Raw genomic sequence first — 13,698 nt, forward strand, 5'->3', positions numbered from 1 at the left:
GCCGAAACTTGGGAACGCAAAGATTTTTTAAGACAAGATTTATTCTAAAGTATCGTTGTTACAAATATTGTACATATATTTGTACAAATTAATTCATTATGGTTGTTACAAATATTTCAGATTTTAGAAAAGACATCAAATCTTATTTTGACAGAGTTGCAAAAAATTTTGAAACCTTAATCATAAATAGAGGAAAAGATTCAGGAATTGTAGTGATGTCGCTTGACGAATACAATTCTTTGATGGCGACAAATTATGAGCTTTCAAACAAGACCAACGAAAATCGATTGGATTCTGCGATTGAAAAACTAAAAAAGGGAGATGCCTTTTCAAAAGATTTAATCGGAGAGTAGATGAAATATGTATTCGTGGATGAATCTTGGGAGGATTATTTGTATTGGCAAAAAATCGACAAGAAAAAAGTCAAGAAAATCAATGATTTGCTGAAAGATATCTCAAGAACTCCGTTTGAAGGTTTAGGAAAACCTGAGCCTTTGAAACACAAATATGCGGGTTTCTGGTCTCGAAGAATTGATGATGAACATCGATTAATTTATCGATTCGTGGAAGATGAGATTCAGATTTTGAAATGCCGACATCATTACGATTAGTCTGAATAAAACGCTTTTTGTCATTCCGACGAAGGAGGAATCTCGATGAAGTGAGCAAATGATGGAGATTCCTCCTTCGTCGGAATGACAAGTTTGTGCAATAATGTGTTTTTTTCTCGACAATGTAACTCGACAATCTTGGGCAAAATGGATAACTCAATAGCCCTGATTGCAGAGGAAATCCTTTTGTGGTGTCCCGAAGCTTCGGGATTCTTCACCACAAAAGATTGGAACGGAAAGCAGGAATATGAATTCCTGAAAAAGAAACGACCAATCGCTCCAAAAAAAGAATATAGTTCTTAAAATCACTTAAATAATGGTTTTTCTTTGAATTTTCATTCGGCTTTAGTATCTTTCCAAACGAAAGTAATACGAACCTTAAACATTTCAAGATGTTAGAAGAAAAGAATGATAACCTGCTGAACGCAGATGGAAATCAAGAAAATGAGGGACAAAATGTGTCTCAAAATGAAAATTCTCAAGCAGAAACTGTGAGCGAAAATACTGTGGGAACGCCTGTTGTGGCTGAGACTGAAGTGGCTCCGGAAGAAGCAAATGCTGTGGAAATTTCTCCGGAAGAACTGGAAGAAACCGTGGCGGTGAGTGAAAACCAACAAGCTTTGGACGCAATTGCTGATTCAAATGCGGAAGAAAGTGAAGATGAAACTTTAAAGGATAGACACGATATCCCGAAGTTGGATTACGACACTTTAGATATGGAAGCTTTGGTTTCTGAGTTGGAAAATCTGGTTTCTGTTGAAAAAGTGATGTCAGTTAAAGACCACGTTGAGGAAATCAAAACGGCTTTTCTTTCAAAATACAATCATTTTATAGAGGAAAAAAGAGAGGAATTCTTAGCCGAAAATCCAGAAACTACAGAAGAATTTCACTATCATTTGCCTCTAAAAGCAAAATTCGATACTTTATTTAATCAATATAGAGATAAAAAAAATACGCATTTCAAGAGCCTTCAAAATAATTTGAAATCAAATCTTGACGTTCGTTTGGCGATTGTGGAAGAGCTGAAAGAGCTTATCAATCCTCAAGAAAATATAAAAGACACGCTGAAACATTTTAACGAATTGCGTGAAAGATGGAAAAATGCGGGAGCGATTCCGAGAGATAAATACAATCACGTTTGGAACAATTATCATTTCCACGTTGAGAATTTTTATGATTATTTGCATCTTGACCGCGAGGCGCGCGATTTAGATTTTAAGCACAATTTAGACTTGAAATTGAAAATTATTGCTCGTGTGGAAGTTTTGGCAGAAGAAGCGGACGTAAACAAAGCTTTCCGTGAATTGCAAGATTTACATAAAATCTGGAAAGAAGATATCGGACCGGTTTCGAGAGAACACCGTGAAGAAATTTGGAATACTTTCAGCGCTTTGACCAAGAAAATCCACGATAAACGTGAGTTGATTTTTGAAAAACAAAGAGGAACTGAAACTGAAAACTTAGCGAAAAAGAAAGAAATTATCGCTCAAATTCAGGCTTTGGCGACTGAAAAAGTTGAAGCGCATTCTTCTTGGCAAGGCCAAATTGAAAAAGTGGAAGCGTTGAGAAATGAATTTTTCGCAACTGGAAAAGTTCCGGCTGATGTGAATGAAGATACTTGGTCTGCGTTTAAAAATGCGGTTCGTGATTTTAATTCTTTGAAAAATTCATTTTACAAGGATATTAAAAAAGACCAACAAGACAATTTGAACAAAAAATTGGCTTTGGTGGAAAGAGCAAAAGCATTAAAAGACAGCGAAGATTTTGCAACTACAACTCCGGTTATGAAGCAAATTCAGGAGGAATGGAAGCAAGTGGGTCATGTGCCAAGAAAATATTCAGACAGCATTTGGAAAGATTTCAAAGAAGCTTGCAACCATTATTTTGATAAACTTCACGCACAAAGAAATGAAGTGAATTCTGAGGAAATGGAGGCTTTTGAAAACAAAAAAAATTATCTTGAAACCATCAAAGAATTTACTTTAGTTGGTGAACATAAAGCTGATTTGGACGCTATAAAAGCACACATTGAAACTTGGAAAGGCTTCGGAAAAGTGCCTCACGCAAGACGTCACATCGAAGGAAAATTCAATAAAATCTTGGATGCCTTGTTCGACAAATTGAGCTTGAGCAAAAAAGATTCTGAAATGGCGCGATTCAACAGCAGAATTGACCAACTTTCAGGTTCTGATGATACAAGAAAATTAGAAAACGAAAAGATTTTCTTGATTCGCAAGATTGAAGAAGTGCAACAGGAAATTTTCCAATTAGAAAATAATATCCAATTTTTTGCCAATGCTAAGAAAGACAATCCAATGGTTTTAGAAGTGAAGAAAAACATCGAAAAACATAAAGAAAGTCTTCAAACTTGGAAAGACAAATTGAAACAGATTCGTAATTTAAAAACCGAATAAGTTTTAAAATTTTACAAATCAAGCCTCGCAATCGCGGGGCTTTTTTCTTTTAAAATCCGTTTTATTTGATATTCAGTTTTTAAAACGTTTTAGAAAACCTATCTTTGCCAAAATGAAGTGGATTAAAAACATAGCGCTGATTTCGGTTTTGATGACCGTTTTTCTTGTTTTCGGAAAGAAAGACAAGAAGGCATTCACGCTTAATTTTACTTCAAAAAAATCCATCGAACAAATTGATTTTTTAAAAGCTTCGGCTTTCGTAAATCAAGAAGTTAATCAAAATTCTGTTGCGAGTCCTCGTTCCGATTTGCCGATTTATGTCAAATGGTTTGAATCTTTTTACAACATAAGCTTTTCTGAATTTAGCGTCTTTAAAGCCACTGCAACTTTCTTGAGACAAGACATCAATCGATGCGAAAATGTCTCCATCTTACTCTTTCCCTTTCATCTTTTCTGGTAGTTTTTTTAATGTAATTCAGAAGTTTAGACTGATATATTTTATCCGTCGCAATGATTATTTTAAAAAATTTAATACCAAATTATGGATAACGCCTCTCTATTTATAGGGCTTGCACTTACATTAGTCTGCGCACTGCCACTATTTTACATCGCCAACAAGCAAGCAAAAAACAGAAAAAAAGTAAAAGAAATTTTCAATAGTTTCAGTCAAGGGAAATATAATTTTTCGACTAAAGAAACGCATTACAAAAAGATTTATGCCATCGATAAAGAGAAAAAAGCCTTTCTTTTTGTGGACTTAGACAAAGAAAACGACAGAGCCAATTTTGTGGATTTAAACGAAGTTTCATCATGCAAAGTGGAAGAAATTTCCGCTGGAGGAAGCTCCAGAATCGTGATGATTTTTAAAGCTGGCGCAAAAGAAATTAAGGAAATTGTGTTATATGATTTAGCAACCGACAGACTTGGAAATGCTTACTGGTTAGAAAATGAGCAGTTCGCCAGAAAGTGGCAAACTGTGATTGAAGATAGTATCTAAATTATTACCCCCGTTACTTATTAATTCATTTAAAGAGGCTCATTTGAGCCTCTTTTTATTTTACAACTTCTTGGCTTCGTTCCAAAAAACGTCCATTTCGGCAAGCGTCATGTCAGATAATTGTTTGCCTAATTCACCCGCTTTGCTTTCTAAATATTGGAATCTTTTGATGAATTTTTTGTTTGTTCTTTCCAGAGCATCTTCTGGATTTACGTTTAAAAATCTGGCATAATTTATCATTGAAAACAAAACATCGCCAAATTCAGCTTCGATTTTATTTTGGTCACCGTTTTTAATTTCGTCTTGGAATTCTTGAATCTCCTCCTCTACTTTATCCCAAACCTGGTGCGGTTCTTCCCAATCAAATCCCACGCCTTTTACTTTATCCTGAATTCGCGACGCTTTCACCAACGCCGGAAGACTTTTTGGAACACCTTCCAACACCGATTTTTTTCCTTCTTTTAACTTCAGCTTTTCCCAATTCTGTTTTACTTCTTCTTCATTTTCAACAACCACATCGCCATAAATATGCGGATGACGGTGAATCAATTTTTCACAGATTTCATTGCAAACATCAGCAATATCAAAGTCATTGGTTTCACTTCCAATTTTCGAATAGAAGACAATATGAAGCAAAACATCGCCCAATTCTTTTTTGATTTCTTGCAAATCATTATCCAAAATTGCATCGCCCAATTCATAGGTTTCTTCAATCGTCAAATGGCGCAACGTCTGCAAAGTCTGTTTTTTATCCCAAGGACATTTTTCGCGCAAATCGTCCATAATATCTAATAATCTGCCAAAAGCGTCTAGTTTTTGCTGTCTTGAATTCATAAGAAAAGTGTTTTTGTAAAAGTAAAAAATGATTTTGGAAAAGACCGCAGATTCACAGATTATAGTTTTTAACTTGAATTTGGATGTTAATTATGTGATCGCTTCATTTCCTCGCAAAGACTTTCGACAATATATTCACGTCATCATTCCCAAGTTTCCAAAAATTCAAGAACCTTTCTCAAATAGCCCCGATTGGCGGCAGTAGCTTTTTCTTCGGGATTTTCCCGAGAGAAAAACTACTGCAGAAAGCGGGAATTGCCTTTCCTGAAAATGCCCGAAATTTTCGCTTCTACTAAAAATTATGCGTTAATTTTTTAATGGTTTTTATCGATTTCTCAATTATCAAACTTTTATTTATCAATTTCTTAAATCAAACGTTTTCGATGTCGCTAAATTCTTTAATTTACTCTCATTTCCTTATATTTGCAATCCTTACAAGTAAAAAATAAACAAACAAATTTTTCGAAAATGTCAGATAAAGCAAAGATTTTTTATACGATTACGGACGAAGCGCCGATGTTAGCCACCCACTCTTTTTTACCTATTGTACAATCTTTTACAGCGCCTGCGGGAATTTCTGTAGAAACGAAAGATATTTCCTTGGCAGGGAGAATCATTTCGAACTTGGCAGATTATTTGACGCCAGAGCAAAGAATTTCTGATGATTTATTGCAATTGGGGACGTTGGCGACGACTCCAGAAGCGAACATCATCAAATTGCCGAACATTTCTGCTTCGGTTCCTCAGTTGAAAGAAGTGATTAAAGAATTGCAATCGCTTGGTTACAAACTTCCTGAGTTTGTGGAGAACCCGCAAACTGATGAAGAAAAAGCGGCGAAAGCTAAATATGCAAAAGTTTTGGGATCGGCTGTAAATCCGGTTTTGCGTGAAGGAAACTCGGACAGAAGAGCTCCAAAAGCGGTTAAAAACTACGCAAAAAAACACCCACATTCAATGGGCGCTTGGAGTTCAGATTCTAAGACTCACGTGGCTTCAATGAGTGAAGGTGATTTCTACGGAAGTGAAAAATCAGTGACTGTAAAAGATGCTGACACTTTTAAAATCGAGTTCGTTGGCAACGACGGAACTTCAAAAGTATTAAAAGACAATTCTCCGTTGAAAGCTGGAGAAATTATAGATAGCGCTGTTTTGAGCGTAAAAGCTTTGAAATCATTTATTTCTAAAGAAATTGAAGACGCAAAAGCAAAAGGTGTTTTGTTCTCAGTTCACTTGAAAGCAACGATGATGAAGGTTTCTGACCCGATTATATTTGGTTCAATCGTGGACGTTTTCTTCGCTCCTGTTTTTGAAAAATATGCAACACTTTTCGCTGAATTGGGTGTAAACACCAAAAATGGTTTTGGCGATGTTTACGCAAAAATCGCTGGACACGAAAAACAAGCGGAAGTTGAAGCTGCAATTAATGAAGTTTATGCAAATTCGCCAGCTTTGGCAATGGTAAATTCTGATAAAGGAATCACAAATCTTCACGTTCCATCTGATGTAATTGTGGATGCTTCAATGCCTGCGATGATCAGAACTTCTGGTCAAATGTGGAACGCAGCAGGAAAAGGTCAAGATACAAAAGCCATTATTCCAGACCGTTCTTATGCTGGAGTTTATGTGGCTACAATCGATTTCTGCAAGAAAAATGGTGCGTTTGATCCGACAACAATGGGAAGCGTTCCAAACGTTGGTTTAATGGCGCAAGCAGCTGAAGAATATGGTTCTCACGACAAGACTTTCCAGATGGATGCTGACGGAACTGTAAAAGTCTTAAATTCTAAAGGTAAAGTTCTTACGGAGCAAAAAGTAGAAAAAGGCGATATTTTCAGAATGTGCCAAGTGAAAGACGCTCCAATTCAAGACTGGGTAAAACTGGCTGTAAACAGGGCAAGATTATCTGAAACTCCGGCCGTTTTTTGGTTGGATGAAAACAGAGCGCACGACAGACAATTAATTGAAAAAGTGAATCTTTACTTGAAAGACCACAATACAACTGGATTAGATATCAGAATCTTAAATCCTGTTGCCGCTACAAATTTCTCTCTAGAAAGAATCAAAGACGGAAAAGACACGATTTCTGTAACCGGAAATGTTTTGCGTGATTATTTGACTGATTTATTTCCAATTTTAGAACTTGGAACTTCGGCAAAAATGCTTTCTATCGTTCCGTTAATGAATGGTGGTGGATTGTTTGAAACTGGAGCCGGTGGTTCTGCGCCAAAACACGTGGAGCAATTCATTGAAGAAGGCTATTTGCGTTGGGATTCTCTTGGAGAGTTCTTGGCTTTGGGCGTTTCTTTGGAGCATTTAGGGCAATCTTTGAACAATTCAAAAGCGTTGGTTTTATCAGAAACTTTAGACCAAGCGACAGAAAAATTCTTGGAAAACGACAAATCTCCTGCTAGAAAAGTCGGTCAGATTGACAACAGAGGTTCACACTTTTACATCGCTTTATATTGGGCTCAGGCTTTGGCTGCACAAGATAAAGATGCAGAATTGAAAGCGACTTTTACTGAAATAGCAAAAGATTTGACAGACAACGAAGCTAAAATCAACGAAGAATTAATTGCTTCTCAAGGAAAACACCAAGAAATTGGAGGTTACTACAAACCAGATTATAAATTGACTGACAAAGCAATGCGACCAAGCGAAACTTTAAACAGAGCTTTGGCAAAATTGGTTTAATACAAAAATAGCTTCAAAAGCTAAATATCAGATATTTTTAAGCCATGAATTTCGCAAATTTACACGAATCGATTTGTGTAAATTTGTGTAATTCGTGGCTAATTTATTTATATTTACAATCAATCTTTGTAGTTCATAATTTCAAATTCGTAATTAAAATATGTCCTCACACCACATCGTTCGCGACGACCAAGAACCCGCATTAATCATTGCCAACGGCGCCGCTTGCAGTAATGAATTATTGGGACAATTATTAGAATGGTCGCCGTTTGTGATTGTTTTGGATTCCGCAATTGAAAGAGTGATGGAATTGGGAATTAAAGTCGATGTACTTTTGGGTGATTTTGACCGAGGTTTTGACCCAGAATATTACAGAAATTTTCAATATCCCTTGGAAATTGTGCATACGCCCGATCAAGACAAAACCGATTTAGAAAAAGCCTTTGATTATTTAATCGAAAAAGGTCACAAAGCAGTAAACGTAGTTTGGGCCACCGGAAGAAGAGCCGACCACACGATTACAAATATGACCAATATCGTGCGCTTCCAAAATAATCTGAAAATCGTAATCTTAGATGATTATTCCAAGATTTTCCAGCTTCCGAAGAAATATGAAAAATGGTATCCAAAAGGTTTCCCTATTTCTATAATTCCTGTTGGAACGGTTGACGGAATAACTTCCACCAATTTAGATTATCCTTTAAACAATGAAACCTTAACCATTGGTTACCGAACCGGAAGCAGTAATCACGTGGCAAAAGACGGCATTGTTTTGATTGAACACAAAGATGGTGATTTGCTGATGATGGAATGTTTTGATTAATTTTTTTTCGTAAATTCGTATAAATTAAATGCCTGATTATGGACACTCTAGAACTTAAAAACATTCTTATTTCTAAAATCTCCGAAATTGATGATATTCAATATTTGGAAGCAATTATGACTATTTTAGAAAGTAAAACTTCTTCAAAAAATTATTCTGAAAATTATAACGAAGAGCTTTTAAAAGCGGAAGAAGACATCACTGCCGGAAGATTATACACTCAAAGCCAAGCAAAAGATAAAATTGAAGAATGGAAAAAGAAATAATCTGGACGGAAACTGCATTAAATCAACTACGAGAAATTTACTTCTATCTGCTTGAAACTTCGAAAAGTGAATCAATAGCAAGTCGCGTTACAGATACTTTATTCGATTCTACAGAAATCCTTAAACACAGTTGGGAAATCTACGAAAGAGACGAAATGAAAATTCCAAAAAGCAATGAATACAGAGCTTATTAAATTTTCAGTTATCGAATTTCTTATAAAATTGAAGACTTGAGCATTATCATTTTAAGAGTAAGACACACCAGTCGCAATCTTAAGCCTTTATAATTAATCCACAAAAACAGATTCACTATATTTGCCGTGAAATGCAACCCATGAAATCCGAAAAAAATAAAGAAAAGTCAGGCCTCCATCCCAGAAATCCACACCGGTTTCGTTATGATTTTGCGCAATTGACCGAAAGTTACCCAGAACTGAATACTTTTATTTTTACCAATCAACACAACATTGAAACGGTAGATTTCAGCAATCCCGAAGCGGTAAAAGCTTTGAACAAAGCCATTTTAATTTCAGAATACGGAATCAAAAACTGGGATATTCCACAAAATTATCTTTGCCCGCCAATTCCCGGCCGTGCAGATTACATCCATTACATCGCAGATTTATTAGCTTCTACAAACGGAGAAATTCCGCGTGGCGAAGAAGTTCTTGGCCTCGATATCGGCGTTGGCGCGAATTGTATTTATCCGATAATTGGAAACAGCACTTTCGGTTGGCATTTCGTCGGAACTGATATCGACGCAAATGCCTTAGAAAACTGCGTTAAAATCATCGAAGATAATCCAAAATTAAACGGAGCCATAAGTTTACAGCAACAGCTCAACGCCCGATTTATTTTCAAAGACATTATCCAACCAGAAGATAAATTTGCATTCACGCTCTGCAATCCGCCGTTCCACAGCTCTCAGGAAGAAGCGACAAAAGGAACTTTGCGAAAAATTAACGCCCTCGAAAATACTAAAACAAAAGAAGTCGTGTTGAATTTTGGAGGCCAAAATGCAGAACTTTGGACAGAAGGCGGTGAATTAGCATTCATCAACCAAATGATTTACGAAAGTGCCAAATACCCAATGCAATGCCTTTGGTTCACCACTTTAGTCTCAAAAAACTCCCATTTATCAAGCATTTACAAGACGTTAGACAAAGTAAAAGCATCCTCAATAAAAACCATCGAAATGGCGCAAGGCCAAAAAATCAGCCGAATCGTCGCGTGGTCATTCCTCTCTGAAACCCAACGAAAAAACTGGAAATTTCAGTAGAGTTGCAAAGTCATTGCGAGGAACGGGCGCCATCACATCACTATTCTCTGAAAAAAGAGTTTTTGAAGCGAATCAACAGTAATTTATCTCCAATCCATTTTCCCGCTGCAGGAACTCGCTTTAAACCTGCTTCGCTGGCAGGTTTAAGAGCTCAAACAATTCCAGCATCGGGGCTATTTTTCAAACTTTAAGGCATCTTTTAAACTTCTGGACCAATCTTTGTCGATTCAGACTAGCAAAACTTTGCGCCTTTGTAACTTTGCAACTTAGCAACTTCCTCTTACCTTTACGAAAAACAAAAAATGCAAAACCCAACCATAAAAATAAAATCCACAGAATTACTTTCAGACAACCATTACATCTTAAACAAAGTAATTTTAGACTACACAAAAAACGACGGAACAACAGAAACCCAAACCCGCGAAGTGTACGACAGAGGAAACGGAGCCACAATTTTACTTTACAATAAAGACAAAAAAACGGTAATCTTAATCCGCCAATTCCGACTTCCAACTTACTTAAACGGCAATAAAACCGGCATGATAATCGAAGCCTGCGCCGGACTTTTAGAAGAAGAAAATCCAGAAGAATGCATCAAACGCGAAACCGAAGAAGAAACCGGCTACACATTAACCGAAGTCAGAAAAGTTTTTGAATCGTATATGTCGCCAGGTTCTGTAACTGAAATTATCCACTTTTTCGTGGGCGAATATTCAAAAGAAATGAAAACCAGCGACGGCGGTGGTTTAGATTCTGAACACGAAAACATAGATGTTTTGGAACTTCCATTTGAAAAAGCGTTAGAAATGATTTCAACTGGTGAAATAAAAGATGCAAAAACAATTATGCTTTTGCAATATGCGAAGATTAATAATTTGCTTTAGGCAAACCGAAATATCCTAACAGGTTTCCAAAACCTGTTAGGTATTAATTCTCCAGCTTAATACACTTTATATAGTTACCAGTGATTAAAAAAATGAGAAAATCGAATTTATATCAACTTACCAATAAAGAATTTGGGAAGGAAGCTCTTATGGATAAAATAGAAGAAAATAAATTTCGCATATTAGAATTTGGGAAGTTTAAGCCCATTCTTAATGGCGGAAATTTAGTTCATAATGCTATTGCAGAAATTTTCCAAAAGTATGTTCCAGAACAAATTAAATCAGTAAAAGAGGTTGTTATCTGGAGAAAATCTACAAACGAAACTTGGACAACTTATTCCGAAATAGAAGTAAAAAATCATCTCGACTTGGAAAATTATGAAAACGCTGAATTTGATGGCTTTCGGATATATCAACTTTATTACGATGTAATTTGCATTTCTTCAACACTTAAGGATAAGCTAATTTCAGAATATATAGATATAGATGAATTGGATTTCAAAAATGATTGGCCTAGGTACGCTTAAAAAAAACTATTGCTGAGAGGAATTTGGCAAGTTCGAGAGTTTATTAAATTCTATTTATATCTTCCAGCAATTCTATCTCTAACAATAAATAATCTTTCCCGAACATCGCAACTTCGCAATGCGCTATAACAATTAAAACCCGATAGGGTAAAAAATCCGCGTCATCCGCGTTCTAATTAAATTCAATCCTTTCAACACAATCCACACAATTCCCCTTTATAAAAAGTTAACACAATTCCATACTAAAAACATATTATTTATCTTTGTAATTCAACGCTATACCTATGAAATTTCAAGTAGTTTCTGATTACAAACCCACCGGCGACCAACCGCAAGCCATCGACAAATTAAGTTCAGGAATCCAAAACGGAGATAAGTTCCAAACACTTTTGGGCGTGACCGGTTCTGGAAAAACTTTTACGATGGCAAATGTCATTCAAGAAGTACAAAAACCGACACTTGTTTTGGCGCATAACAAAACGTTGGCGGCGCAATTGTATTCGGAATTCAAGCAATTTTTCCCAAATAATGCGGTGGAATATTTTGTTTCCTACTATGATTATTACCAGCCCGAAGCCTTCATTCCGGTTACAGGAACTTACATTGAGAAAGATTTATCTATCAATGAAGAGTTGGAAAAAATGCGTTTGAGCACGACTTCTTCCCTACTTTCTGGGCGTCGTGACATTATTGTTGTTTCTTCGGTTTCGTGTTTGTATGGTATCGGAAATCCAGTGGAATTTCAGAAAAATGTTGTGACTGTTGCTAAAAATCAAGTGATTTCTAGAACAAAATTGCTTCATAAATTAGTGCAAAGTTTGTACGCTAGAACCGAAGCAGAATTTACGCCGGGAACTTTCAGAATTAAAGGTGATACCGTGGAAGTTTTTCCAAGTTATGGCGACGAGCCGTTTAGAATTCACTTTTTTGGAGATGAAATTGAAGAAATCGAAGCTTTTGACGCAAAGAATTCTAAAGTCTTAGAAAAATATACAGACTTAAATATTTATCCCGCGAATATGTTCGTGACTTCGCCTGAAGTATTGAACGGAGCGATTTGGGAAATTCAGCAAGATTTGGTGAAACAAGTCGAATATTTCAAGCAGATTGGAAAACATCTGGAAGCAAAACGGTTGGAAGAACGAACCAATTTTGATTTGGAGATGATTAGAGAATTGGGCTATTGTTCTGGAATCGAAAATTATTCAAGGTATCTCGATAAACGGCTTCCAGGAACGCGTCCGTTCTGTCTTTTAGATTATTTTCCAAAAGATTATTTGATGGTTATTGACGAAAGTCACGTGACCGTTTCACAGGTTCATGCCATGTATGGTGGCGACCGTTCCCGTAAGGAAAACTTGGTAGAATATGGATTCAGACTTCCTGCAGCGATGGACAATCGTCCGTTGAAATTTGAGGAATTTGAAGGAATGCAGAATCAAGTGGTATATGTTTCGGCGACTCCGGCAGACTATGAATTGGAAAAATCGGAAGGTATTTTTGTGGAACAAATTATTCGTCCGACTGGTTTGTTAGACCCGATTATTGAAGTGCGTCCGAGTTTGAACCAGATTGATGATTTGATTGAAGAAATCCAATTGCGCGTGGAAGTCGACGAACGTGTTTTGGTAACGACTTTGACCAAAAGAATGGCGGAAGAATTGACAAAATATTTAACCAAAGTTTCGATTCGTTGTCGTTATATTCACTCTGAAGTGGATACTTTGGAACGTGTTGAAATTATGCAAGACTTGCGAAAAGGATTGTTCGACGTTTTGATTGGAGTCAATCTTTTGAGAGAAGGCTTGGATTTGCCAGAAGTTTCTCTGGTTGCGATTTTAGATGCTGACAAAGAAGGATTCTTGAGAAATAATCGTTCGCTGACGCAAACTGTTGGTCGTGCGGCGCGAAACGTGAACGGAAAAGCGATCATGTATGCCGATAAAATCACAACAAGTATGCAAAAAACGATTGACCAAACCAATTATCGTCGTGAAAAACAAATCAACTACAACACAAAACACGGCCTTGCTCCTGTTGCTTTGAAAAAGAAAATCGACAGCACTTTGGCGAGAAATTCGGTTTCAACTCAGTATTTTGAAAATCAAGCTTTAAAAGCCGCTGAGCCGGAAAGTTTATATTTGACCAAAGGTGAAATTGAAAAGAAAATCAGGGATGCGCGAAAAGCGATGGAAAAAGCGGCAAAAGATTTAGATTTTATGCAAGCTGCGAAATATCGTGATGAGATTAAGGCGTTGCAGGAAAAAATTTAAAAGAAGCCTAAAAGTTTGAAAATAGCCCCGATGCTGCAATTGTCTGAGCTCTTAAACCTGCCAGCGAAGCAGGTTTAAAGCGAGTTGCTGCAGCGGGAA

Annotated in this window: 15 protein-coding genes; 14 read left to right on the plus strand and 1 reads right to left on the minus strand. The window is 36.6% G+C overall.

Translation table 11 applies throughout. The features are described 5' to 3' along the window. The first annotated feature begins 98 nt into the window (after window positions 1-98). The 6 genes from ACFPVY_RS14100 to ACFPVY_RS14125 all read left to right on the plus strand — a co-directional run bounded on the left by ACFPVY_RS14100 (window position 99) and on the right by ACFPVY_RS14125 (window position 4,022). Window positions 99-353: a type II toxin-antitoxin system Phd/YefM family antitoxin gene (locus ACFPVY_RS14100; RefSeq protein WP_379792762.1), complete on the plus strand. Its 255-nt coding sequence runs from the start codon at window positions 99-101 to the stop codon at window positions 351-353. Continuing rightward, window positions 354-611 (plus strand): Txe/YoeB family addiction module toxin, encoded by a 258-nt coding sequence (locus tag ACFPVY_RS14105; protein ID WP_379792763.1) that lies wholly within the window; start codon window positions 354-356, stop codon window positions 609-611. It abuts the gene before it with no gap. 147 nt (window positions 612-758) lie between these two features. Then, window positions 759-914: a hypothetical protein gene (locus ACFPVY_RS14110; protein WP_379792764.1), complete on the plus strand. Its 156-nt coding sequence runs from the start codon at window positions 759-761 to the stop codon at window positions 912-914. 89 nt (window positions 915-1,003) lie between these two features. Continuing rightward, window positions 1,004-3,025: a DUF349 domain-containing protein gene (locus tag ACFPVY_RS14115; RefSeq protein WP_379792765.1), complete on the plus strand. Its 2,022-nt coding sequence runs from the start codon at window positions 1,004-1,006 to the stop codon at window positions 3,023-3,025. Between the two features lie 112 nt (window positions 3,026-3,137). Beyond that, complete coding sequence (locus tag ACFPVY_RS14120) at window positions 3,138-3,485, plus strand: hypothetical protein (protein ID WP_379792766.1); 348 nt, start codon at window positions 3,138-3,140, stop codon at window positions 3,483-3,485. A gap of 81 nt (window positions 3,486-3,566) precedes the next feature. Further along, window positions 3,567-4,022: a hypothetical protein gene (locus ACFPVY_RS14125; protein WP_379792767.1), complete on the plus strand. Its 456-nt coding sequence runs from the start codon at window positions 3,567-3,569 to the stop codon at window positions 4,020-4,022. A gap of 60 nt (window positions 4,023-4,082) precedes the next feature. Here ACFPVY_RS14125 and mazG read toward each other — a convergent pair whose 3' ends face one another. After that, window positions 4,083-4,856 carry a nucleoside triphosphate pyrophosphohydrolase gene (mazG, locus tag ACFPVY_RS14130; RefSeq protein ID WP_379792768.1) on the minus strand — a complete coding sequence of 258 codons (774 nt, stop codon included), beginning with the start codon at window positions 4,854-4,856 and terminating at the stop codon, window positions 4,083-4,085. A gap of 468 nt (window positions 4,857-5,324) precedes the next feature. On the opposite strand from mazG, the gene ACFPVY_RS14135 reads away from it, so the two are divergent. From ACFPVY_RS14135 to uvrB, 8 genes are all read left to right on the plus strand, one after another. Then, complete coding sequence (locus ACFPVY_RS14135) at window positions 5,325-7,547, plus strand: NADP-dependent isocitrate dehydrogenase (protein WP_379792769.1); 2,223 nt, start codon at window positions 5,325-5,327, stop codon at window positions 7,545-7,547. A gap of 160 nt (window positions 7,548-7,707) precedes the next feature. Then, on the plus strand, window positions 7,708-8,370 hold the full coding sequence (locus ACFPVY_RS14140) for a thiamine diphosphokinase (protein ID WP_379792770.1): 663 nt from the start codon (window positions 7,708-7,710) through the stop codon (window positions 8,368-8,370). Between the two features lie 38 nt (window positions 8,371-8,408). Further along, complete coding sequence (locus ACFPVY_RS14145) at window positions 8,409-8,636, plus strand: hypothetical protein (protein WP_379792771.1); 228 nt, start codon at window positions 8,409-8,411, stop codon at window positions 8,634-8,636. After that, complete coding sequence (locus ACFPVY_RS14150) at window positions 8,621-8,830, plus strand: type II toxin-antitoxin system RelE/ParE family toxin (RefSeq protein ID WP_379792772.1); 210 nt, start codon at window positions 8,621-8,623, stop codon at window positions 8,828-8,830. Before ACFPVY_RS14145 ends, ACFPVY_RS14150 begins: the two co-directional genes overlap by 16 nt. A gap of 140 nt (window positions 8,831-8,970) precedes the next feature. Further along, window positions 8,971-9,915: a 23S rRNA (adenine(1618)-N(6))-methyltransferase RlmF gene (gene rlmF / locus ACFPVY_RS14155; protein ID WP_379792773.1), complete on the plus strand. Its 945-nt coding sequence runs from the start codon at window positions 8,971-8,973 to the stop codon at window positions 9,913-9,915. Window positions 9,916-10,217: 302 nt separating this feature from the next. Next, window positions 10,218-10,799, plus strand: a complete 582-nt coding sequence (gene nudK / locus ACFPVY_RS14160; RefSeq protein ID WP_379792774.1) for a GDP-mannose pyrophosphatase NudK — start codon at window positions 10,218-10,220, stop codon at window positions 10,797-10,799. Window positions 10,800-10,891: 92 nt separating this feature from the next. Beyond that, window positions 10,892-11,326 carry a hypothetical protein gene (locus tag ACFPVY_RS14165; RefSeq protein WP_379792775.1) on the plus strand — a complete coding sequence of 145 codons (435 nt, stop codon included), beginning with the start codon at window positions 10,892-10,894 and terminating at the stop codon, window positions 11,324-11,326. A gap of 284 nt (window positions 11,327-11,610) precedes the next feature. After that, on the plus strand, window positions 11,611-13,599 hold the full coding sequence (gene uvrB, locus ACFPVY_RS14170; protein WP_379792776.1) for an excinuclease ABC subunit UvrB: 1,989 nt from the start codon (window positions 11,611-11,613) through the stop codon (window positions 13,597-13,599). The last annotated feature ends 99 nt before the right edge of the window (window positions 13,600-13,698 follow it).

Origin of the sequence: Flavobacterium qiangtangense (assembly GCF_042658345.1) — a bacterium.
Classification (GTDB): Bacteria; Bacteroidota; Bacteroidia; order Flavobacteriales; family Flavobacteriaceae; genus Flavobacterium; species Flavobacterium qiangtangense.